At 62.1% G+C, this 20,128-nt stretch carries 23 protein-coding genes, 4 tRNA genes and 1 pseudogene; 12 read left to right on the forward strand and 16 right to left on the reverse strand.

What is annotated here, in order from left to right; translation table 11 throughout:
- Window positions 1-44: 44 nt before the first annotated feature.
- From QWY74_RS10045 to QWY74_RS10070, 6 genes are all read right to left on the reverse strand, one after another.
- Window positions 45-133: transfer RNA gene (locus tag QWY74_RS10045), tRNA-Leu, on the reverse strand.
- A gap of 33 nt (window positions 134-166) precedes the next feature.
- Window positions 167-240, reverse strand: a tRNA-Cys gene (locus QWY74_RS10050).
- Window positions 241-267: 27 nt separating this feature from the next.
- Window positions 268-342: transfer RNA gene (locus QWY74_RS10055), tRNA-Gly, on the reverse strand.
- Window positions 343-403: 61 nt separating this feature from the next.
- Window positions 404-952 (reverse strand): CDP-diacylglycerol--glycerol-3-phosphate 3-phosphatidyltransferase, encoded by a 549-nt coding sequence (gene pgsA, locus QWY74_RS10060; RefSeq protein WP_264827332.1) that lies wholly within the window; start codon window positions 950-952, stop codon window positions 404-406.
- A 70-nt stretch (window positions 953-1,022) separates the two neighbouring features.
- Entirely contained in the window at window positions 1,023-2,837 is a 1,815-nt protein-coding gene (uvrC, locus tag QWY74_RS10065; protein WP_264827333.1) for an excinuclease ABC subunit UvrC, read from the reverse strand.
- Between the two features lie 58 nt (window positions 2,838-2,895).
- Window positions 2,896-3,543 (reverse strand): response regulator, encoded by a 648-nt coding sequence (locus QWY74_RS10070; RefSeq protein ID WP_264827334.1) that lies wholly within the window; start codon window positions 3,541-3,543, stop codon window positions 2,896-2,898.
- Window positions 3,544-3,773: 230 nt separating this feature from the next.
- On the opposite strand from QWY74_RS10070, the gene QWY74_RS10075 reads away from it, so the two are divergent.
- From QWY74_RS10075 to QWY74_RS10085, 3 genes are all read left to right on the forward strand, one after another.
- Window positions 3,774-3,849, forward strand: a tRNA-Ala gene (locus tag QWY74_RS10075).
- Window positions 3,850-4,099: 250 nt separating this feature from the next.
- The gene (locus QWY74_RS10080; protein WP_264827335.1) at window positions 4,100-5,083 is read left to right on the forward strand and encodes a Gfo/Idh/MocA family protein; all 984 of its coding nucleotides are present in this window, start codon (window positions 4,100-4,102) and stop codon (window positions 5,081-5,083) included.
- A complete protein-coding gene (locus tag QWY74_RS10085; RefSeq protein ID WP_264827336.1) occupies window positions 5,080-5,970 on the forward strand; it encodes an SMP-30/gluconolactonase/LRE family protein in 891 nt (296 codons plus the stop codon). Before QWY74_RS10080 ends, QWY74_RS10085 begins: the two co-directional genes overlap by 4 nt.
- Window positions 5,971-5,995: 25 nt before the next feature.
- On the opposite strand, the gene QWY74_RS10090 is transcribed toward QWY74_RS10085, so the two are convergent.
- Window positions 5,996-6,760 (reverse strand): sporulation protein, encoded by a 765-nt coding sequence (locus QWY74_RS10090; protein WP_264827337.1) that lies wholly within the window; start codon window positions 6,758-6,760, stop codon window positions 5,996-5,998.
- A 162-nt stretch (window positions 6,761-6,922) separates the two neighbouring features.
- On the opposite strand from QWY74_RS10090, the gene QWY74_RS10095 reads away from it, so the two are divergent.
- Genes QWY74_RS10095 through QWY74_RS10105 form a run of 3 tightly spaced genes read left to right on the forward strand, consistent with a single transcriptional unit; the run spans window position 6,923 to window position 7,741 of the window.
- Complete coding sequence (locus QWY74_RS10095) at window positions 6,923-7,390, forward strand: cupin domain-containing protein (protein ID WP_264827338.1); 468 nt, start codon at window positions 6,923-6,925, stop codon at window positions 7,388-7,390.
- Window positions 7,312-7,620 (forward strand): hypothetical protein, encoded by a 309-nt coding sequence (locus QWY74_RS10100; RefSeq protein WP_264827340.1) that lies wholly within the window; start codon window positions 7,312-7,314, stop codon window positions 7,618-7,620. Before QWY74_RS10095 ends, QWY74_RS10100 begins: the two co-directional genes overlap by 79 nt.
- Window positions 7,517-7,741 carry a hypothetical protein gene (locus QWY74_RS10105; RefSeq protein ID WP_264827385.1) on the forward strand — a complete coding sequence of 75 codons (225 nt, stop codon included), beginning with the start codon at window positions 7,517-7,519 and terminating at the stop codon, window positions 7,739-7,741. Before QWY74_RS10100 ends, QWY74_RS10105 begins: the two co-directional genes overlap by 104 nt.
- 18 nt (window positions 7,742-7,759) lie before the next feature.
- On the opposite strand, the gene QWY74_RS10110 is transcribed toward QWY74_RS10105, so the two are convergent.
- Window positions 7,760-8,434 (reverse strand): Fe2+-dependent dioxygenase, encoded by a 675-nt coding sequence (locus QWY74_RS10110; RefSeq protein WP_264827342.1) that lies wholly within the window; start codon window positions 8,432-8,434, stop codon window positions 7,760-7,762.
- A gap of 153 nt (window positions 8,435-8,587) precedes the next feature.
- On the opposite strand from QWY74_RS10110, the gene QWY74_RS10115 reads away from it, so the two are divergent.
- Entirely contained in the window at window positions 8,588-9,736 is a 1,149-nt protein-coding gene (locus QWY74_RS10115) for a 4-helix bundle domain-containing protein (protein ID WP_264827343.1), read from the forward strand.
- A 98-nt stretch (window positions 9,737-9,834) separates the two neighbouring features.
- Here QWY74_RS10115 and QWY74_RS10120 read toward each other — a convergent pair whose 3' ends face one another.
- Window positions 9,835-10,113, reverse strand: coding sequence for an MFS transporter (locus tag QWY74_RS10120; protein ID WP_264827344.1), 279 nt, complete (start codon window positions 10,111-10,113; stop codon window positions 9,835-9,837).
- A 366-nt stretch (window positions 10,114-10,479) separates the two neighbouring features.
- On the opposite strand from QWY74_RS10120, the gene QWY74_RS10125 reads away from it, so the two are divergent.
- Together QWY74_RS10125 and QWY74_RS10130 are read left to right on the forward strand one after the other, a co-directional pair.
- Entirely contained in the window at window positions 10,480-11,418 is a 939-nt protein-coding gene (locus QWY74_RS10125) for an ABC transporter substrate-binding protein (RefSeq protein ID WP_264827345.1), read from the forward strand.
- Window positions 11,419-11,486: 68 nt separating this feature from the next.
- A complete protein-coding gene (locus QWY74_RS10130) occupies window positions 11,487-12,458 on the forward strand; it encodes a GlxA family transcriptional regulator (protein WP_264827346.1) in 972 nt (323 codons plus the stop codon).
- A gap of 153 nt (window positions 12,459-12,611) precedes the next feature.
- On the opposite strand, the pseudogene QWY74_RS10135 reads toward QWY74_RS10130, so the two are convergent.
- The 6 genes and pseudogenes from QWY74_RS10135 to argF form a co-directional block, all read right to left on the reverse strand.
- Window positions 12,612-13,184 (reverse strand): annotated as a pseudogene (locus QWY74_RS10135) (alpha/beta hydrolase fold domain-containing protein); the annotation flags it as partial.
- Between the two features lie 15 nt (window positions 13,185-13,199).
- Window positions 13,200-13,436 carry a hypothetical protein gene (locus QWY74_RS10140; protein WP_264827347.1) on the reverse strand — a complete coding sequence of 79 codons (237 nt, stop codon included), beginning with the start codon at window positions 13,434-13,436 and terminating at the stop codon, window positions 13,200-13,202.
- Window positions 13,437-13,477: 41 nt separating this feature from the next.
- Complete coding sequence (locus QWY74_RS10145; protein WP_264827348.1) at window positions 13,478-13,942, reverse strand: thioesterase family protein; 465 nt, start codon at window positions 13,940-13,942, stop codon at window positions 13,478-13,480.
- Entirely contained in the window at window positions 13,942-14,898 is a 957-nt protein-coding gene (locus QWY74_RS10150; RefSeq protein WP_264827350.1) for an L-carnitine dehydrogenase, read from the reverse strand. Before QWY74_RS10150 ends, QWY74_RS10145 begins: the two co-directional genes overlap by 1 nt.
- A complete protein-coding gene (locus QWY74_RS10155) occupies window positions 14,895-15,803 on the reverse strand; it encodes a beta-keto acid cleavage family enzyme (protein WP_264827352.1) in 909 nt (302 codons plus the stop codon). Before QWY74_RS10155 ends, QWY74_RS10150 begins: the two co-directional genes overlap by 4 nt.
- A 185-nt stretch (window positions 15,804-15,988) precedes the next feature.
- A complete protein-coding gene (gene argF / locus QWY74_RS10160) occupies window positions 15,989-16,909 on the reverse strand; it encodes an ornithine carbamoyltransferase (RefSeq protein WP_264827353.1) in 921 nt (306 codons plus the stop codon).
- Between the two features lie 153 nt (window positions 16,910-17,062).
- Between argF and QWY74_RS10165 the strand changes: the two genes are divergently transcribed.
- On the forward strand, window positions 17,063-17,410 hold the full coding sequence (locus QWY74_RS10165) for a Grx4 family monothiol glutaredoxin (RefSeq protein WP_264827354.1): 348 nt from the start codon (window positions 17,063-17,065) through the stop codon (window positions 17,408-17,410).
- 212 nt (window positions 17,411-17,622) lie between these two features.
- On the opposite strand, the gene rnt is transcribed toward QWY74_RS10165, so the two are convergent.
- Entirely contained in the window at window positions 17,623-18,288 is a 666-nt protein-coding gene (gene rnt / locus QWY74_RS10170) for a ribonuclease T (protein WP_264827355.1), read from the reverse strand.
- A gap of 193 nt (window positions 18,289-18,481) precedes the next feature.
- Here rnt and QWY74_RS10175 point away from each other — a divergent pair, with 193 nt between their 5' ends.
- Both QWY74_RS10175 and QWY74_RS10180 read left to right on the forward strand, forming a co-directional pair.
- Window positions 18,482-19,702, forward strand: a complete 1,221-nt coding sequence (locus QWY74_RS10175) for an argininosuccinate synthase (RefSeq protein WP_264827357.1) — start codon at window positions 18,482-18,484, stop codon at window positions 19,700-19,702.
- A gap of 81 nt (window positions 19,703-19,783) precedes the next feature.
- Entirely contained in the window at window positions 19,784-20,092 is a 309-nt protein-coding gene (locus tag QWY74_RS10180; protein ID WP_264827358.1) for an HlyU family transcriptional regulator, read from the forward strand.
- The last annotated feature ends 36 nt before the right edge of the window (window positions 20,093-20,128 follow it).

Genomic DNA, 20,128 nt, shown 5'->3' on the forward strand with positions numbered 1-20,128 from the left:
CAGTGGTCGTTCTCGAGGGGGGTGAGAAGCGGTTGCGTTCATGCTGGTGCCCGGAGTCGGACTCGAACCGACACGGAGCGTCAGCTCCGAGGGATTTTAAGTCCCTTGCGTCTACCAATTTCGCCATCCGGGCGGGTTGGCTCGGGCATCACCATGCGGGGGAAAGTGGAGGCTGGAGTCGGAATCGAACCGGCGTCGACGGAGTTGCAGTCCGCTGCATAACCACTCTGCCATCCAGCCTCATTGAGTCGTGCCATTCATAGGGAATGGAGCGGGAAACGAGATTCGAACTCGCGACCCTCGCCTTGGCAAGGCGATGCTCTACCACTGAGCTATTCCCGCTCGACTCGAGGATGTATTATACGGATAAGTCGGTGTCTGTCAAACGCTTTTTATGTCGATATCACATGGCGCGACTCAGGTGTGGCCAAGCTGCTCGCAGATACTGAATCATCGACCAGAGGGTCAGTAGTGCCGATACGTAGAGTGTCACGACGCCTATCTGGGCCATTAAAGCACCGGGCGTAAAGGCCAGCAGAAGCAGCAGCGCAATCATCTGCAGTGTCGTCTTGAGTTTACCGATCCACGATACGGCCACGGTGCCTCGCTTGCCCATTTCCGCCATCCACTCGCGCAGTGCCGAGATCACGATCTCGCGGCCGATGATCACCAGCGCCGGCAGCGTCAGCCAGACCGCATCATAACGCTCGATCAGCAGGGCCAGCGCCACTGCCACCATGAGTTTATCGGCCACCGGGTCGAGAAAGGCGCCAAAGGGAGTGGATTGATCCCAGCGTCGTGCTAGATACCCGTCCAGCCAGTCGGTTACCGATGCCAGAGCAAAGAGCCCGGCGGCCAGCGGAAGGCTCCACCCATAGGGTAGATAGAAGAAAATGACCAACAGCGGGATGAAGATGATTCTGGCCAATGTCAGGATATTGGGTATGTTCATCGAAACTGAGGTCCTTGCTGTGAAGGGTGAGACCGGTCGGGTCGCTACATTCTATCTGCCTTGCCGGCCTTCATCCATGAAGGGCGCGGTAAATCGACTCGGCAAGCGAAACACTGATGCCGGGCACCCGCGCGAGCTCCTCGCGATTGGCGTTCTTGACGCCCTGAAGGCCGCCAAAAAAGCGTAACAGTTCACGACGTCGGCGTGGGCCGACGCCGGGGATTTCCTGCAGGGTCGAAGTGCGTCTGGCCTTGTCGCGTCGGGTTCGATGGCCGGTGATAGCGAAACGGTGTGATTCGTCGCGGATGTGCTGCAGCAGATGCAGTGCAGGGCACGAGGTATCGAGATCCATGCTTCGCTGCGGGGTCTCGATAAACAGGGTCTCGAGTCCCGCCTTGCGGGTCGTGCCCTTGGCTACGCCGATCAGGCCGACACCCTGTACACCGAGTTCATTGAATACCTCCCTGGCCATGTTCAGCTGCCCCTTGCCGCCGTCCACGATCAGCAGGTCTGGTGGCTCACCCTCTCCCTTCTCCAGGCGCTTGAAGCGCCGAGTGAGTGCCTGGCGCATGGCGGCATAGTCGTCGCCGGGCTCGATGTTCTGGATATTGAAGCGTCGGTAGTCCGATTTGCGCGGGCCATTGGCATCGAACACCACACAGGAGGCCACGGTGGCCTCACCCTGGCTGTGGCTGATGTCGAAACATTCAAGGCGGGCAGGCACCTCCTCGAGATCGAGCGCATCGCGCAGGGATTCGAATCGCTTGGCCAATTGCGTCTGACTGGCCAGCTGGCTTTCCAGCTGTTGTTCCGCATTGGTGCGGGCCAGCTCGAGCCATTGCGCGCGGTGTCCACGGACGCTTGCCGTCAGCCTGACCCGCTTGCCGGCCTGGTTTTCCAATGCACCAGCGATGATGTCCGTGTCGGTGAGCTCATGGCTGGAAAGCACCTCGGCAGGAATCTCCCTGGCCTGGCCCAGATAATACTGGCTGATGAAATCGCCGAGCAGGGTGTCGGGTGTGAGGTCCAGGCCATTGGCTGGGGTATGGTGCTGCGCGCCAAGCAGCCGGCCGCCGCGCACCGAGAGAACGGAAATGCACAATGCCCCCGGCCGGCTGGCCAGGGCAAAGGCATCCGCATCGCCATTGCCGGTATCGACGAACTGGCGCTGCTGGAGCTGTCGCAGTTGCTGGATCTGGTCGCGCAGGCGGGCGGCCTCCTCGAACGCCAGTGCTTCGCTGGCCGCCTCCATGTCCCGGGTCAACTCTTGGGTGACCGCTTCGCTCTTGCCTTCCAGGCACTGCACGGCATGATCGACGTCGCGCCGGTAATCCGCTTCACTGATGTAGCCCACGCAAGGCGCGGTGCAACGACCGATCTGATATTGCAGGCAAGGGCGGCTGCGATGGGCGAACACTGTATCCTCGCAGTTGCGAATGCGAAAAATCTTCTGCATCAGCGAGAGTGTTTCGCGTACGGCATGGCTGCTCGGGTAGGGGCCCAGGTAGCGGCCATCATTGTGCCGGGTACGCACCCGCTTGTATTCCAGGGCCGGAAAGGGGTGCCGGTCGCTGACGAAAACAAAGGGGTAGGATTTGTCATCACGCAGCAGGATGTTGTACGGCGGGCGCTTCTCTTTGATTAGCGTCTGCTCAAGAAGCAGGGCTTCCGTCTCGCTATTGGTGACTGTGATCTGCACATCGGCGATTCGCGCGACTAGGGCCTGGGTCTTGGCATTCAGGGCGCCGCGAAAATAACTGGCCAGGCGCGGCTTGAGCCGGCGGGCCTTGCCAACGTAGAGCGTCTCGCCATGCTCGTCGAGCATGCGATAGACCCCGGGGGATTCGGTGACGGTAGTGAGAAACTGGCGTGAATCGAAGCTCATCGAAGTGCCGATAACGGATTAAACACTGCCTACTCTATCAGACCCGTCACCAGCCGGGTCATTCGCTTTCGCTGAATCCGTCCACCAAGCCGTAGCGCAGTCCCATGTGGGTCAGTTCCACATCTGAGTTGACGCCCAGCTTCTCGAAGATGCGATAGCGGTAGGTATTGACCGTCTTGGGGCTGAGGAACATGTGGTCAGCGATATCGGCGACCTTGCGACAATTGACGATCATCATGGCAACCTGAAGCTCGCGCTGGGAAAGCTGGTCGAACGGGTTCTCATTGTCGTCGATGCGAAACAGCACCAGGCGTTGGGCAATCTCGGGGCTGATGTAGCGCTTGCCATTGAAGATGCTGCGAATGGCCTGAACCATTTCATCGTGTTGCGAGCCCTTGCTGATGAATCCATGCGCGCCGGCTTCCAGCAGACGCTGGGCGAATGTCTCCTCGACAAAGGCGGTCAGCACGAGGATGCGCACGTCCGTGGTCAGGCGATGAATCTTGCGTGTAGCCTCAAGACCACTGATGCCCGGCATGCGAATATCCATCAGGATGACGTCGGGTTTCAGTTGGCGTGTCTGTTGAACCGCCTCTTCGCCATCTGCGGCTTCACCCACGACGCCCATGTCCGGCTCTTCATTCAATAGATGGGCGATGCTGGTCCTCACCAGGTGATGGTCATCGGCGATTAGAACTCTTATCAAGGTCAAGCTCCTACTGCGAGGGGGCTGGTTCGCGAAACGGGGCGGCGTCGCAGTGGGTTGTTGGCGGTTGTTATACTTCTTGTAAAATTGCTCATCATCAAGCTTTTCATGAAGTTAAGCAATATTACGATGGCCGCACCATGGTGCTGATTGGGTGCATTGGTTTTTTCTGTTGACAAGGCCTGAGTTTGTGTCTAGACTATGCCTCGTTCTCGCAAGGCGAGAGTCTTGGGGCCTTAGCTCAGCTGGGAGAGCGCAACACTGGCAGTGTTGAGGTCAGCGGTTCGATCCCGCTAGGCTCCACCAGAGTTTTGGAAATTAAGCCGTCAAACGCAATGCGTTTGGCGGCTTTTTTGTGCCGTGCCGTGTGAACAATAATGAGCCGGGTTTGGCGGCCATGCTTCTGTCCGTGGCGTGAACGCACCCTGATCGCGCAATGCGACTACGGTGCAGTTCCCCTTGATTGCCGGGTAGCCAATGCTGGTCAGTACCCGGGAGTGTTGAGTCATCAGGCCGTTCGCGTACCCTGACGTGACCTATCTCCACAGGAGCTTCCATGTCGTCATTTCGTCTGGGGCTGGTCGGGGCCGGCAAGATCGTTCGTGACCAGCATCTCGCCGCCATTCAGGCTACAGCGGGGCTGGAGCTCGTCGCCGTGGCTGACCCCCATGCCGGGCTGGAAGGCATTCCCTGCTATCCATCACTGGAAGCCATGCTGGCCGCCGAGCCTGAGCTAAATGCTGTGGCGATCTGTACGCCGTCGCATCTGCGCCATGCACTGGCCCGCCAGGCGCTCGAGGCCGGAAAGGCGGTGCTACTGGAAAAACCACCCGGTGCCACCCTGGCCGAGGTCGAGGACCTCAAGACGTTGGCCGAGCAGCGCGACCTCGTGCTGTTCGCGGCCTGGCATTCGCGTTTTGCTCCGGCTATCGAACCCGCGCGTGAATGGTTGCGCGGGCGTCGCCTCCGTGCCATCGAGATCACCTGGCACGAGGATGTCAGGGTCTGGCATCCGGGGCAGGCCTGGCTCTGGGAAGCCGGTGGCATGGGTGTGTTCGATCCAGGGATCAATGCCTTGTCGATCGTGACCCGGCTGGTGGATCAGTCGTTTTTCCTCAAGCAGGCCAGGCTCGAGGTGCCCGAGAACTGTCAGACACCGATTGCCGCTCAGCTGAAAATGCGTGATGCCGCAGGTGTGCCACTGGAGGCGGACTTCGATTTCCGTCACGAGGACCCGCCTTGCTGGAAGATGACACTGACCACCGACCGGGGACGCCTCGAACTGAGCGGTGGCGGATGTCGCATGTCAGTGGACGGGGACGTGGTGATCGACCAGGCGGAGCGGGAGTATCCGGGGCTGTATGCTCATTTCCAGTCACTGCTGGCCAGTGGCCGGCGTGATGTGGATGTCGTGCCGCTGCGCCACGTGGCGGATGCGATGATGCTGGGGCACCGCCACTCAACCGCGCCCTTTCATGATGAAAGGGCCACCCTGGCACCCCACACCCATGACGATGCCGCAACCAGGGAAAGAACATGACAGCACGTGCGAATGCCGTTGAAGTGGCCCTGCCGCTCGATATGGATCTCGGGGAAAGTCCGGTCTGGTCGGTGGCGGATCAGACGCTTTACTGGGTGGATATCAATCGAGGGCGGGTCTTCGCCTGGGCATCCGGTGACGCCGCTCCAAATGAGCATGACTTCGCGCATAGCGTGGGGTGCCTGGCGCTGAGTGAACAGGGACTCCTGGTTGCCGAGGCGCCGGCTTTAGTCTGGCTGGATCCACGATCCGGAGAGCGCTGGCCGACGAACGCGGTCAATCCCGAATGGGAGGTTGATGGAGGCAATCGCTTCAATGATGGCCGCTGCGACCCGGCGGGGCGCTTCTGGGTCGGTACCTTGAACCCCGAGGACGGCGGTGCCTCGCTGTACTCCTGGCGTGAAGGACACCTGGTGGCGGCCAAGCGCGAGCTGCGGATCGCCAATGGCCTGGCGTTCAGCCCGGATGCGCGGTGGCTGTATCACACCGATTCGCCGTCACGCCGGGTGCTGCGCCATGCCTTCGATCCCGAGAGTGGCGAGCTGGGGGAGGGCAAGGTCTGGATCGACCTGGATGCGCATGACCTGCCCGGCGTGCCGGATGGCGCCGCGGTCGATAAGGAAGGTCACTATTGGAGCGCGCTATACGGCGGTGCCCGGATCGCACGCTTCGACCCCGATGGACAGCTGTTGGCCGAGTATCCGGTGCCATGCTCGAACCCGACCATGGTGGCCTTCGGTGGCGTCGATCTGAAGACGTTATTCATTACCACCGCCCGCCAGGAAATGGACCAGGCGGCATTGCAGCGTTATCCGCTGGCGGGCAGTCTGCTCTCGCTGCGGGTATCCACGCCGGGACTGGAAGAACCCAGTGTGACCCGGCGTTGATCGATCTGGCGGCCCGCTGGCGCTATCAGGTCAGCACGCTTTCCAGCTGCTTACGCAGTGTCTCGGTGGTCTCGTTGCCCGCCAGCGAAATCCGCGTGAACTGCTCGTCGGTCCCCGCCATTTCGGAGAGCAGCGAGCCCAGACCGGTGGCGCGCGTATCGCGCTGAACCAGCAGGTCCAGTCCCTCACCGGTCTGGTTAGAGGGTAGAAAGGCGATCTCGGCTTCGTCTAGATGGCGGAAGCGGCTTCCTGTGGTGGGCTTGAACTCGAATTCCTGGAGGCAGCCGGTCGCCGGGTTCTTGCGCGACAGCTCCAGTGGTGCCGAGGTCATGGTGAAACCGAGCTGATCCATGGCCTCGAAGACATTGCGCTGCAGCTCGCCGGGCAGGATGCGCAGCGGATCCTTGTCGCGCGGGTCGATAGCCATGGCGATATCGGCGCGAGTCGCTACCCAGGTCTTGGGGTGTTCGCGTCCGACGGACAGCGGAGACAGCAGGGGCAGCGTCATCTCGAAGGGCAGGGTGCGTTCCTCGCCCGGCTGAATGGTCATGGGTTCCGCAATACGCAGCGTCGCCCAGGCGTGGGGAACCTTGACCTTCTCGTCGTCGACTTCCTGAATGGCCTCGCTGGCCAGATCCAGTACCAGAGCATCGAGTTCCTGGCTGACTTCCCCGCCGACGATGTGAATCTCGCCCTTGAGGACGCTGCCGGCTTCGGCGGTATCAGTATCCAGCATGGTGTCGATGCGGGCGTTGCCGATGCCGACGGCGGCCATGAGTTTATCGAACATCCTGCGCTCCTGAGGATTGGTGGTGGTTGGCGGCGTACGGCAAAATAATTCGGCAAGTGGAATCGGATTGCGCTTGGCCCCAGGCACAATGATCCGCCGTCTACGTGCCGGCTGGGGTTTGCCGTTTGTCGCGCCGTACGACGTTTTCAATGGGGGCGAAACATGCTGAAAGCAAGGGGTGAAGAACGTTCTTATCCCCTGGAATGCCTGAGCGATACCCACGGGTTTCATCAGTTGCTGGTGGGGCTTGCCGGGCGCGTCGATGTCGAGGTCGAGGGGCGTGGGTCGGCCGTGGTTCCCGGTGGGGCCTGCGTGATCCCGGCCGGGGCGACCCATCATTATCTGGGCATCGAAGCTGCCAACCGTTGCCGAGTGCTCGACCTGGCCACCGGGGATGCGGCGCTGGACGCCTGCTTCGAGCACATTCATTTTCTGCGTCTGCCGTTGTCGGATCTCCAGAGCCGGAGCGGTCAGGCCCTGCTGGCCAGTCTGATCGGCGCGCCGGCATTCTGGTGGCGCTGCTGGCGGCCTTCATCTGGAGCGGTTATTCGGTGGCGTCACGCCTGCTGGCGCGCATTCCGACCACTGCGGTGGCCTGGAACTGTCTGGGAGCGGCCATCCTCGCCCTGATCTGCCATCTGATCTGGGAGCCGATGGGCTGGCCGCAAGGGGCAAATCTGTGGGCCATTCTGGCCCTGGGGCTGGGGCTGGGGCCAGTGGGCAGTGCCTTCTTTACCTGGGACATCGGCATGAAGCGTGTTTACCTGGGACATCGGCATGAAGCGTGGCCGGGTGCGCCTGCTGGGACTGCTGTTCTATGCCACGCCGTTGTGCTCGATCCTGGTGTTGATCGCCTTTGACCTGGCGACGCCCAGCCCCAGTCTGCTGGTCGCCGCGTTGCTGATCTGCGGCGGTGCCCTGATCGGCAGTGGTATGCTGGGCGGGCCAGTAAGCCAGCGAAGAAAAACCGCCGCTGCGTGATCGTGAGGGCGGCCGACCTTATACCTCGGCCCACATGCGCAGCAGGTTGGTCAGGTTTTTGGAAATGATATCGAAGTCCTGTGACTTGCCATTTTGTTCGAACATCTGGCGGCGTGTCCGATCCAGGTCAAACAGTATCTCGCGTTGCTGTGGGTCTCGCACCTGACTCTGTACCCAGCCGACCGCCGCCAGTCGCTGCCCCCGGGTGACCGGTTCGACGCGATGCAGGGTGGATGACGGGTAGAGAATCAAGGCACCGGCTGGCAGCTTGTAGGTCTGCTCGCCGGCGGTCGTGTCGATGAGCAGCTCGCCACCCTCATAGGCGTCGGGGCTTTCGAGAAACAGCGTGAAGGACAGGTCGGTGCGCATGGGGCCGTCAGGCGTGGGCATGATGGCATCATCCACATGGTTGCCGTAGTTCATGCCGGACTGATAGCGACTGAACATCAGCGGCTTCAGGCGTCGCGGACGGGCGGCCATCTGGAACAGGGGGTGGCGGTTCAGCTCACCGGTGATGGACTCACGCAGCCTGGCGATTCGGCCATCCTTGCCGTCGGCCTGCTGATTGTTCTTGACCGTCTGGGCATGCCAGCCCGCCGTTTTGCGGCCATCCTGAAAGGAGGTGTCACTCAGCGTGGCGTGTACGTCCTTGAGCAAGTCAGCGGATATGGCTTGCTCGATACAGAGAATCATGGTGCTGAACCTCCAGGCCAATGTTTACAAAGTATAATGTGAATGATTTGCGTTGATGAGACAAGTCGCGGCAGACTATACCAGCAATCGACAGTCTCGCCACCCGGTGAGTGTTGTATTGACAGACTTGTTGATCAATTAAAGGGAAGCGTCATGACACACAGCACCCGAACTCGACTCTGGATGGGCGTTGGTGCCTCGGTACTGCTGGGCGCCAGCACTTCAGTGTGGGCAGAAAGTCAGGATGCCGATGCCTCCAGTGAATCCGCCCAGGGCCAGGAAGCCGTGCAGGTAGAAGGTGGCGAAGGCGGTGAAGCCGGTCACCAATCCGAAGGCGGAGAAGGTGGCGAAGGTAGTGAAGGTGGTGAAGGTGGTTCAGCCAGCGCCACTGACCCCTATGCGGTCTTTGCCTACTTGAATGCCAGCTCCGGCGGAGAGGGTGGTGAAGGCGGAGAAGGTGGTGAAGGCGGCGAAGCCGGCCATCAATCCGAAGGCGGTGAAGGTGGCGAAGGCGGCGAAGCCGGTCATCAATCCGAAGGCGGTGAAGGTGGCGAAGGCGGCGAAGCCGGTCATCAATCCGAAGGTGGAGAAAGTGGCGAAGGCGGCGAAGCCGGTCACCAATCCGAAGGCGGAGAAGGTGGTGAAGGCGGTGAAGGCGGCCATACCGTCAACGCCAGCAATCCGGGTGTCTTCACGGCCAGCCTGGCCATGATGCAGGGGTATCTTGCCGTGGCGCGCGACCTTTACCAGGCCGATGAGCAGACCGCCGCCCAGCCGCACTTCGGCCACCCGCTGAATGAACACTATGAGCCGCTGGCTTCCGCTCTGGAAACCCGGGGGATCGATAGCCTGGATGACGCCCTGCAAGGCCTGGTGGACAGCACCCGCGAGGGTGGCGACTGGGATCAGCATGCTGACGCCTACCAGGGGGCCCAGGAGGCCATCAAGGCGGCCATGCAGGACGTGGATAGCGAAATCCGCGACGATGTGATCTTCCAGAGCCGCGTTCAGCTGGCCCTGCTGAAGAAGGCCATGAATGAATATCAGGCGGCCATCGAGGATGGCGAATTCGTCAACGTCGTCGAGTATCAGGACAGCCGTGGCTTCGTTCAGGTAGCCAAGTCGGTTCTCGAGCAGCACAAGGGGCTGTACGACAATGAGACCTACGGCACCCTGCTTGCTGCCTATGAGGATACCCTCAAGGCCTGGCCCTCCGCCGTGGCGCCGGAGACACCGGCCATGACACCGGGCGAACTCTCGGCCAGCATGTTCAAGCTCGAAGCCGAGCTGGGCGAGTACTGATCGCCTACCCCCATGCCCGGTTCGGCATGGGGAGTCCGCTTCTGGAAACCTTGAGGGGCGGAACCCCTGACGGGAATGGCAGCTGCCATTCCCGTCACTTATTGCCTGCCTGTTTGGCGTGATTCAGGCTGAGGCGTGTAGCTCAGTAGGATCGGAATCAGCGCGACCGACATCAGGATCGAGACAATCAGGAACAGCACCATGCCGCCCGGGTCGGCGACATTAAGCAGCAACTGACCGCCTCCCATGCACCGATAGCTGATGACCATGTAGAACGCCAGGAGCCGATCCCTCAGCTGATTGGCGGCGTGGCCGTTCAACCAGCTTTCGGTGACCACATAAAGCCCGGCATAGGCTAAACCGGTAATCAGGCGCATGGCCGCCTACACCCAGGGGTCGATAAACAGCAGGTGCACCAGGATGGCCACCGAGGTGATCGAGGCAAGCACTGCGAATACCCGGATATGGCCGAGCTCCCCGAAGTTTGCGGGGCGTCAGGGTCGAGCCCGCCAGGAAGCCGATGAAGTATGACGACATGACCAGGCCGGTGACGATATTGCCGAAGGATTCTTCGGCGGCGCGCACGCGTGGTAGCGGCTGGCCGAAGGCTGCAGTGAAGTGACGGGGCAACCGGGCAAGTACGGTGGGTTGTCGTCTTGTGTTGACCAGCTGTCGACTTATGAAAAGTTTGGCCGGCCAATTGCGTCACACTGGCATGGTTTCTCAGGCTAAAGGAGATCACTATGCCGATGTCGCATTACCGCTGCCACCTGCTGGGCGCCACCCTGGCGCTGACTTCCCTGGCCGCGCCCATGGCCCAGGCCGATCTCGATGAAGTCCGCTTCGGTGTACCGCCCTGGCCGGGGGTTACCGTCAAATCCGAAATCGCCGCCCAGTTGCTGGAGGCCATGGGCTACGAGACCCGGCAGAATGACCTGGCGGTAAGCGTGATCCTCAATGGCGTGGCCGAGGGCGATCTGGAAGCCTACCTGGGCGGCTGGTACCCGGTGCAGACCGAGATGGTCGAGCCACTGGTGGCCGACGGCAAGGTGGAAAAAGCCGTCGCCAACATCCAGGGCGCCATCTCGGGCCTGGTGGTGCCGCGCTATGTGCACGAGGCGGGCATCGAGACGGTGGCGGACCTGAATGAGCACCGCGAGCGTTTCGACGGCACCATTCTGGGTATCGAGGCCGGCACGGGAATCAATACCGCCATCGGTGAGGCCATCGATGAGGATCTCGCCGGTCTCGGCGACTGGAACCTGCGCGAGAGCTCCACGGCGGCGATGCTGGCCCAGGCCGAGCAGAAGATGCGCAACGACGAGTGGGTGACCTTCGTTGGCTGGGAACCGCACTGGATGAACGTCAGCTTCGATCTCGTCTATCTCGAGGATGCCGATGACGCCGGTGTGGCGGAGATCGAGAGCACGGTCTGGACCGTGGTGCCGGACGACCTGAAGGACCGGGATGCCGATGTGCATCGTTTCATGACCCAATACGTGGTGGACACTGTCGATCAGAACGACTGGGTGCATGCCTACAGTCACGAGGAGCGGCCCGCCGATGAGGTGGCCAGCGAGTGGATCGCGGCCAACCAGGATACCGTGGCGGCCTGGCTCGAGGGTGTCGAGGCGCGTGACGGGCGTCCCGCCATCGAGGCGGTTGAGGCGCAGTTCGACTGAGGCAAGCTTGCCCGACAGTGGCCGGCCGGTCATCATGATCGGCCTCTTCGCATCCTTGGCTTGCCGTCATGCGCCTCGATTACAACGGACCCGCGCCGGAGCTTGTCGGCTTTCTGTTGCTGCCACGTTTTTCGATGATGGCCTTCTTTTCCGCGGTCGAACCACTGCGGATTGCCAATCGCATCAGTGGCCAGCCACTCTTTGACTGGACACTGCTCAGTCAGGATGGCGAGCCGGTGACGGCCTCCAACGGCATGACGCTGCTGGCTGACCAGTCCATCGAGGCGGTCCATCACCTCCCTTCACTCGCAGTGTGCAGCGGTTTCGACCCCGAGTCCTGTCTGAGTCGAGCCCTGATGCGCTGGTTGCATCGGCTCAACGAGTCGGGCTGCGTGCTGGGCGGTCTCGACACCGGTTGCTTTGTGCTCGCTGCGGCCGGCTTGCTGGAGAGCGAGTGCGTCACCCTCCATTGGGAGAGTCTGCCGGCCTTTCAGGAACGCTTTCCGGCCATCCAAACCTCGGACGAGTTGTTCGAGCTCGGGCGTCGGCGCTTCTCCTGTGCCGGGGGCGCGGCAGCCATGGACATGGCGCTGGACGTGATCGCCCGGCGCCATGGCAACCAGCTGGCCATCGATGTCTCGGAACAGCTTGTGCATGAGCGCATCCGTACCCGCCATGACCAGCAGCGCATGACGTTAGCCCGTCGGCTCGGCACGCATCGTCGCCATCTCGTCGAGGCGGTCGATGCGATGGAGCAGCACCTCGAATTTCCATTGAGCCTGACAGAAGTGGCGCGACTCAGTGGCGTCTCGCTGCGACAGCTGCAGCGACTCTTCGAACGCGAGCTGGGGCAGTCGCCGCGAGACTGGTACCTGGGATTGCGGCTGGAGCGCGCTCGCTACCTGCTCGAGGAGACCGACCTCGATGTGTTGGCGGTAGCGCTGGCGTGTGGCTTCGGGTCGAGTTCGAGTTTCTCGCGGGCGTTTCGTGCTCGGTATGGTCAATCGCCGCGGCAGCTGCGCAAGGGAAACACTGCTTAAATGCCTGCGCATGCAAATCGCGGCGTTGCGCGGTAATCGAAAGCTCGTCTAACTAATTGTTATGTCTCGCTTTCTGCGTTCCGTGCGCCTTGCGGTTCACTATGCTCGGCGATTTATTCAGCGCTTCCCAAGGCCTGAACCGTCAGGTTTTGTTCAACCCAGTCGTTGCGACAGGGCGCGGCAGAAGTCCTGCCAGGCGGCCTGCATTGCGTCGAGACGTGCATAAGCATGCAGGGCACCATGCAGCATGCCTGGCGCACAGCGGTAGCCGATGTCGGCGCCGTCGCGACGCCAGTCCGCCACGGCGCGCTCCAGGGGGGCGGTGAGGGGATCATGTTCCGCGGCCAGCACTTCGATGAACTCGCCGGGAGCCGAGGTGGCGTCCGGCATCGGTACCTCGTCGGCGATGCTCTCCCACAGCGCCAGGATATCGTCCCGCGTCAGCAGCGGGGCGTCCGGCCCCAGGCTGGCCGCTGTCGGGCGACCCACTGGAGGGTAGATCAGCCCCAGTACGCCGTGGAAGTGGGACTGCCGTGAGACATCCATGACCAGTCGCCCGCCGGCACTGTCGCCGACCAGGGCTGTGGGCGAGCAGGCCTCGGCGACGCGACGACAGTCGTCGAGTGCTTCGGCGTAGCCGGCTTCCGGTGCCAATCGGTAGTCGACGCTGATCACTTCGCGGCCCAGCCGTTCGGCCAGGTCGGCGGCGATGCCGTGATGACTGCGCGGTGAACCGAGGTTTCAGCCGCCGCCGTGGGCATAGAGGATGGGGGAAGCCTCGGCAACGCGGGCAGGGTGGAAGCGTCGTAGGCCGACAGCGGCGATGTGCTCGTCGCGAAACGTCATGCCGTTGGGGTCGACGGGCGCAAAGCTCACGCAGAGTGCATCGTAGCGCTTCCGGGCCGCCTCCATCGGCAGCCCGGCAAGGGCGTCGAGGCCGAGCTCGAAGCGGCGGCGAAAGCTGTCACACTGCATCATGGGGTCGGCCGTTCTGGCAGTTGGGGCCGTGATGTCCGGGCTCAACGCTTGGCCGTTGGCAAGCCGATGCGACGCCCTGCCTGTTCCGGCCAGGCCTCGGGCTCGGCACTCGGCAGTGCCCCGATGGCGGCGTCGATGGGGGACGGAAAGGGCACTGGTCGACCGGCTTCGACGTCGATACCCATTAGCATCTGCTCGCTGGTGGCCAGCAGCGTGCCTTCGGCGTCGCACATTTTGAAGAACACATGCAGGCGCTTGGCATCACGCTCCAGCACCGTTACCTCAACGGACAGCGGCTGACCTTCGTGAGCTTCGCGACGATAGCAGAGGTGCGTCTCCAGGGTGTAAACCGTATAGCCATGCTGACGCCGGCCGGCCTCGTCAAGGCCGATGGCGTCCATTAGTGTCTCCACGCCCAGGGAGAATACCCGGGCGTATTCGGCGTCGTTCATGTGGCCGTTGTAGTCGACCCAGTCGTGGGGGACCTGGAGGTCCAGCAGTTTCATCATATGCGTCCTTCGAGGCCTTCGGCCTCCGGCCAGTACTTGCGGGTCAGGGCCAGCAGCTCCACCAGGAAGTCGTCGCGCCGCCGGTCGAGTTCGGCCACCGGACGGCCTGCCGCTTGATGTTCGCAGCCCTCGACGACCCTGTCGATCAGTTCATTTGTCAGCTCCGGTGCTTCCAGCTTTGTCCAGGGCAGCTTCAGTGCTGGGCCGAACTGCTCGAGCATGTGGCGCATGCCCTGTTCGCCGCCGGCCAGGTGGAAGGTCAAGAAGGTACCCATCAACGACCAGCGCAGGCCGCAGCCATAGACCACGGCGGCGTCGATTTCCTCGGTGGTGGCCACGCCATCATTGACCAGGTGCAGGGCCTCACGCCACAGCGCTTCCATCAAGCGGTCGGCGATGTGGCCTTCAATCTCGCGGTGCACGACCAGCGGGCGCATGTTCAGCGCCTGGTAGAGTGCCTGGCCCTTGGCAGTGTGGTCGGCTTCGGTCGCTTCGCCACCTACCAGTTCCACCAGCGGCAGCAGGTAGACCGGGTTGAAGGGATGGGCGACGATGACACGGCCTGGCGCTTTTTGGCATTTCTGCTGCAAATCGGTTGGCTTGAAGCCCGAAGTGGAAGAGCCGATAACAACTTGTGCGTCGGCAGCAGCATCAATGGCGGCCAGGATCTCCTGCTTGAGCGGCAGGCGCTCCGGAACGTTTTCCTGGATCAGATCGGCACCGGCAACGGCTTCTTCCAGACTCGGCATGAAGCGCAGGCGGTCCGCCGAGGCGCCTTCGGCCAGGCCATCCTTCTCGAGGGAGTGCCAGGCGTTGTTGACGAAGGCGCGGGTACGTTCCTCCGCGCCCTCGGCGGGATCGAAGGCGACGACATCCCAGCCATTGGCCAGAGCGCGGGCGATCCAGCCGTTGCCGATGACGCCGGTACCGATCACGGTGAGTTGCTGGCTCATGTGTCACCTCCGGCGATCCGACCGGTGTCGGGGTCGCGCAACCCGAGTTGGGCGCGGGTCTCGGCCGGCGTCATGATGCGTCCTCCCAGGCCATCGATGATACCGGAGGCTTTGTCGACGAGTTCGCCGTTGGTGGCCAGGACGCCTTTCTTCAGCATCAAATTGTCTTCCAGGCCGACGCGGGCATGGCCGCCGAGCAGCGCGGCCTGCGCGACCATCGGCATCTGCTGGCGGCCGATGCCGAAGGCGGCCCAGTTGGCGTCTGCCGGCAACTTGTTGCGCATGGCCAGCATGGTTTCGGTATCGGCCTCGGCGCCCCAGGGAATGCCCAGGCACAGCTGGTAGAGCGGGTCGCCATCGATCAGTCCTTCCTGCTGGAGCTGGCGGGCGAACCAGATATGGCCGAGATCGAAGCACTCGAGCTCGGGCTTGACCCCGGCGGCCTGTACCAGACGGGCATGTTCGCGCAGCCAGTCAGCGGTGTTGATGTAGACCATGTCACTGAAGTTGAGGCTACCGCAGTCCAGAGTGCACAGCTCCGGCAGCAGCTCGCCGACCGGCTCATGACGCTGCGTCGGTGTCTGGATGTCGGTGCCCGGGCCGCCGCGGGTGGGGTCCTCGGTGTCGGGAATCCAGTCGCCACCGCCACCGGCGGTGATGTTCATGACGATATCGGTGTCGGACTCGCGCACGCGTTCCATCACTTCACGGAAGTGATCCAGGGAATGGCTGATGCCGCCGGTCTGCGGATCGCGCACATGGATATGGGCGATGCTGGCACCGGCGCGTGCGGCTTCGATGCAGCTGTCGGCGATCTGCCTGGGGGTGACCGGGACATTGGGGTTCTTGGCGGTGGTGTCGCCGGCGCCGGTGACGGCGCAGGTCAGGATGACGTTGCGGTTCATGGCTGGACCTCCTGTGTGAATCTATAAGGAGTGTCCGGGAGGGTGGCGTTGGCTTGTCGACACAAAACGACCAAAACTTGACGTTAAGCGCCGCGGTGTCGAGATTGACCGTCGCGGCTGTAATGCAAGGGCAGGTCTGCGTGCTGGCGCGCCCCGGCAGGGCCGGGGCGGACGACAGCGCCGAGCTACTCGGCGACACGCCCCAGCAACAGGAATTCGATCAGGGCCTTCTGGGCGTGGAGTCGGTTGCCGGCTTCCTGCCAGACCACGGCACGCGGGTCATCGAGCAGGGTTTCGCTGATTTCCTCGCCACGGTGGGCGGGCAGGCAGTGGAGGAAGAGCACATCCTCGGCGGCCCTGTCGAGCATGCTCTCGCTGACCTGGAAGCCGGCGAAGTCCGCCTCGCGCCTGACCTGCTCTTCTTCCTGACCCATGGACGCCCAGACATCGGTGGTCACCAGGTCGGCACCTTCCACGGCGCTCATCGGATCGCGGTGAATGGTCACACGATCTCCGGCGGCCTCGAGAATGTTCGCCCGCGGTTCGTACCCCTCGGGGCAGACCACGCGCAACTGGAAATCGAATTGCCGTGCGGCATTGATCCAGGAGTGGCACATGTTGTTGCCGTCGCCGATCCACACCGCCGTGCGGCCGCGAACGCTGCCGCGCTGTTCGGTCCAGGTCATGACATCGGCCAGCAACTGGCAGGGGTGATAGTCATCGGTCAGGGCATTGATGACCGGCACCTGACTGGCGGCAGCGTATTCCTCGAGTCCCTGGTGGGAGAAGGTGCGAATCATCACGATATCGACCATCTCGGAGAGTACCCGGGCGGTATCGCCGATGGGTTCGCCACGGCCGAGCTGGGTATCACGCGGCGAGAGAAACAGGGCGTGTCCGCCGAACTGCGCCATGGCCGTCTCGAGGGAGACACGGGTGCGCGTCGAGGATTTCTCGAAGATCATGGCCAGGGTGCGGTTGGCAAAGGGCGTATAGGTCGGCCCCTGGGCTCTCAGGCTGTTCTTGATCGAGATGGCCCGCTGAATCAGATAGCGGGACTCCTCCGGATTCAGGTCGAGCAGGGTCAGGAAATGGCGAGTGGCCATGGTGTCGCTCCACGCAAAGACGCCCATCCTAGCCAGCCCTCGGGGGATGCGCAATGCGACTTGCATCAGTAGAATGGCTGTATGACAAGGCCGACCCGTATGCTCGGTATTTCCGTGGCGACGGGTCCACACCGCGATCCAGAGGTAACGAACATGAGTACTACTGTCGAGAACATTCAGCGGCAGATCAGCGAAAACCCCATACTGATCTATATGAAGGGCACGCCCCAGCTGCCGCAATGCGGCTTCTCCGCCCAGACCGTGCAGGCCTTGATGTCCTGTGGCGAGCGTTTCGCCTTTGTTAATGTGCTGGATAACCCGGACATCCGCGCCGAGCTGCCCAAGGTCGCCAACTGGCCGACCTTCCCGCAGCTGTGGGTCGAAGGCGAGCTGGTTGGCGGCTGCGACATCGTGGTCGAGATGTATGAAAACGGTGAGCTGGAAACCCTGGTCAAGGAAACCGCTGCCAAGCATCAGGACGACGAGCAAGCGGAAGGCTGACCGGACTTCGTCCGGAGCTGTAAGCCATAAGCGCTAAGCTATAAGAACACCCCCGCAGCCTGGCTGTGGGGGTGTTTCGTTAGCTCGCAGCGATATCCTGTTTTACGGCTTACGGCTTACGGCTTACGGCTTACGGCTTACGGCTTACGGCTTACGGCTTTCTTCCTTCTTCCAGCCGCGAAGCGGCGCTCTTCATTCTTTTCTCTCCCCGCTTACAGCTCCTCGACCCCTTGCTCGCGTTGGGCGAGTTGCCAGCCGCCGAGGTCCTTATAGCGATTGACCATGGCGCAGAACAGTTCGGCGGTGCGTTCGGTATCGTAACGGGCCGAGTGGGCGGCGTTGTTGTCGAACTCGATGCCGGCGGCACGGCAGGCTCGGGCCAGAACGGTCTGGCCGTAGACCAGGCCGGCCAGTGAGGCGGTGTCAAAACTGGAAAAGGGGTGGAAGGGGCTGCGTTTGATCCCGCAACGTTCCACGGCGGCGTTCAGAAAGCCGTGATCGAAGGCCGCGTTGTGTCCGACCAGGATGGCGCGGGTGCAACCATGTGCCTTGATGGATTTGCGGATAGGGCGAAAGAGCTCTCCCAGCGCTTCGGCCTCGCTGACTGCCACCTGCTGGCGCAGTGGGTCGTCCAGGCGGATGCCGGTGAAATCCAGCGCCGACTGTTCGACATTGGCCCCTTCGAAGGGGGTGACGTGGTAGGCGCTGGTGGTGTCAGGCATCAGGTTGCCCTCCGGGTCCATGGTCAGCGTGACGGCGGCAATTTCCAGGATGGCGTCGCCCTGGGCGTTGAAGCCGCCGGTCTCGAGATCCACGACAACCGGCAGATAGCTGCGAAACCGTTGTGCCATGAGTTCGCGGGTGACCGCCTCGGTCATGCGCCTCTCCTTAATGTGGCATGAAATAGCTGGGGCAGGGGTTGTCCCGAAGCGGCCCAGTTTAGCATTTCAGACAGGCATCGTCCCCTGCTGGTATTCGCGACTGCAGTGCCGCGCTATAATCAAGGTTTCGACGGGAATTGTCGAAGTCCGTCATCTCAGGATAGCCATCATCAATTTCAAGGAGCCCCGCATGTCCGATGTCAAGAAGGTCGTGCTCGCCTATTCCGGCGGCCTGGATACATCTGTGATCGTCAAGTGGTTACAGGAAGAATACGACTGCGAGGTGGTGACGTTCACCGCCGACATCGGGCAGGGCGAGGAAGTCGAGCCCGCGCGTGCCAAGGCGGAGGCTCTGGGGGTCAAGGAAATCTATATCGAGGACCTGCGTGAGGAGTTCGTGCGCGACTATGTCTATCCGATGTTCCGCGCGAATACCATCTACGAAGGCGAGTACCTGCTGGGTACGTCGATCGCGCGTCCGCTGATTGCCAAGCGTCTCATCGAGATTGCCAACCAGACCGGTGCCGATGCCATTTCGCACGGTGCCACCGGCAAGGGCAATGACCAGGTGCGTTTCGAGCTCGGGGCCTATGCTCTCAAGCCCGGCGTCAAGGTGATTGCGCCGTGGCGTGAGTGGGATCTCAACTCCCGCGAGAAGCTGATGGCGTATTGCGAGCAGCACGCTATCCCGGTGGACTTCTCGACCCAGAAGAAAAAATCGCCTTACTCCATGGATGCCAACCTGCTGCATATTTCCTATGAAGGCGGCAACCTCGAGGATCCGTGGGTCGAGGCCGAGGAAGACATGTGGCGCTGGAGTGTCTCGCCGGAAGAGGCGCCGGACAAGCCGACCTATGTCGAGCTGACGTTCGACAAGGGCGATATCGTGGCCATCGACGGGGTCCCCATGCGACCGCATGATGTCCTCTCCAAGCTCAACCAGATGGGCGGTGATAATGGCATCGGCCGCCTCGATATCGTCGAGAACCGCTATGTCGGCATGAAGTCACGCGGCTGCTACGAAACGCCCGGCGGGACCATCATGCTCAAGGCGCATCGCGCCATCGAGTCGCTGACCCTGGATCGCGAAGAGGCGCATCTCAAGGATGAGCTGATGCCCAAGTACGCTGAAGTGATCTACAACGGCTATTGGTGGAGCCCCGAGCGCCGAGCCCTGCAGGCGGCCATCGACGAGACGCAGACCAATGTGTCTGGCGTGGTGCGTGTCAAGCTCTACAAGGGCAGCGCCACGGTGGCGGGTCGCAAGTCCGATGCCTCGCTGTTCGATGAATCCATCGCGACCTTCGAGGACGATGCCGGCGCCTATGACCAGAAGGATGCCGAGGGCTTTATCAAGCTCAATGCGCTGCGTTTGCGCACAGCCGCCGGCAAGGGGCGTCAGCAGGACTGAGGTTCTGCCGCGCAGGCTGGTGGCAGGTTCTTTGCCACCCCTTGTGGTGGCATGGGATGAACACTTGATGGAGGAAGCATCATGCTGAAAAAGTTGCTATCCGGCCTGCTCGGCCAGGGACAAGGTGATGCGGGTTCAACGGCACGCGAGGGTGATATGGTCGAGTATCATGGTTACATCATCGTGCCGCAGTCGGAAGACATGGGAGGCCAATTCCGGGTGAGCGGCTGGATTCGCAAGCCGGATCCCGAAGGTGGCGAGCCGCTGGAGCACCGCTTTGAGCGCTCCGATGTGGTACCGGGCCGAGATGCCTGTGATGCGCTGATGGTCAGTAAGGCACAGCGTTTCATCGATGAGCTGGGCGATGCCATGTTCGAGCCATCGCGTTAGCCCTGCGACGCTGCAGGAAAGGGCACTCCGGACCTG

The organism is Halomonas almeriensis (genome assembly GCF_030409235.1).
Taxonomy (GTDB): domain Bacteria; phylum Pseudomonadota; class Gammaproteobacteria; order Pseudomonadales; family Halomonadaceae; genus Halomonas; species Halomonas almeriensis.

Excerpts from the sequence above, each read along its gene's own strand:
- pgsA (WP_264827332.1), bottom strand. The coding sequence starts at position 952 with ATGAACATACCCAATATCCTGACATTGGCCAGAATCATCTTCATCCCG.
- uvrC (WP_264827333.1), bottom strand. The coding sequence starts at position 2,837 with ATGAGCTTCGATTCACGCCAGTTTCTCACTACCGTCACCGAATCCCCC.
- QWY74_RS10080 (WP_264827335.1), top strand. The coding sequence starts at position 4,100 with ATGTCGTCATTTCGTCTGGGGCTGGTCGGGGCCGGCAAGATCGTTCGT.
- QWY74_RS10085 (WP_264827336.1), top strand. The coding sequence starts at position 5,080 with ATGACAGCACGTGCGAATGCCGTTGAAGTGGCCCTGCCGCTCGATATG.
- QWY74_RS10090 (WP_264827337.1), bottom strand. The coding sequence starts at position 6,760 with ATGTTCGATAAACTCATGGCCGCCGTCGGCATCGGCAACGCCCGCATC.
- QWY74_RS10095 (WP_264827338.1), top strand. The coding sequence starts at position 6,923 with ATGCTGAAAGCAAGGGGTGAAGAACGTTCTTATCCCCTGGAATGCCTG.
- QWY74_RS10110 (WP_264827342.1), bottom strand. The coding sequence starts at position 8,434 with ATGATTCTCTGTATCGAGCAAGCCATATCCGCTGACTTGCTCAAGGAC.
- QWY74_RS10115 (WP_264827343.1), top strand. The coding sequence starts at position 8,588 with ATGACACACAGCACCCGAACTCGACTCTGGATGGGCGTTGGTGCCTCG.
- QWY74_RS10120 (WP_264827344.1), bottom strand. The coding sequence starts at position 10,113 with ATGCGCCTGATTACCGGTTTAGCCTATGCCGGGCTTTATGTGGTCACC.
- QWY74_RS10125 (WP_264827345.1), top strand. The coding sequence starts at position 10,480 with ATGCCGATGTCGCATTACCGCTGCCACCTGCTGGGCGCCACCCTGGCG.
- QWY74_RS10130 (WP_264827346.1), top strand. The coding sequence starts at position 11,487 with ATGCGCCTCGATTACAACGGACCCGCGCCGGAGCTTGTCGGCTTTCTG.
- QWY74_RS10140 (WP_264827347.1), bottom strand. The coding sequence starts at position 13,436 with ATGATGCAGTGTGACAGCTTTCGCCGCCGCTTCGAGCTCGGCCTCGAC.
- QWY74_RS10145 (WP_264827348.1), bottom strand. The coding sequence starts at position 13,942 with ATGAAACTGCTGGACCTCCAGGTCCCCCACGACTGGGTCGACTACAAC.
- QWY74_RS10150 (WP_264827350.1), bottom strand. The coding sequence starts at position 14,898 with ATGAGCCAGCAACTCACCGTGATCGGTACCGGCGTCATCGGCAACGGC.
- QWY74_RS10155 (WP_264827352.1), bottom strand. The coding sequence starts at position 15,803 with ATGAACCGCAACGTCATCCTGACCTGCGCCGTCACCGGCGCCGGCGAC.
- argF (WP_264827353.1), bottom strand. The coding sequence starts at position 16,909 with ATGGCCACTCGCCATTTCCTGACCCTGCTCGACCTGAATCCGGAGGAG.
- QWY74_RS10165 (WP_264827354.1), top strand. The coding sequence starts at position 17,063 with ATGAGTACTACTGTCGAGAACATTCAGCGGCAGATCAGCGAAAACCCC.
- rnt (WP_264827355.1), bottom strand. The coding sequence starts at position 18,288 with ATGACCGAGGCGGTCACCCGCGAACTCATGGCACAACGGTTTCGCAGC.
- QWY74_RS10175 (WP_264827357.1), top strand. The coding sequence starts at position 18,482 with ATGTCCGATGTCAAGAAGGTCGTGCTCGCCTATTCCGGCGGCCTGGAT.
- QWY74_RS10180 (WP_264827358.1), top strand. The coding sequence starts at position 19,784 with ATGCTGAAAAAGTTGCTATCCGGCCTGCTCGGCCAGGGACAAGGTGAT.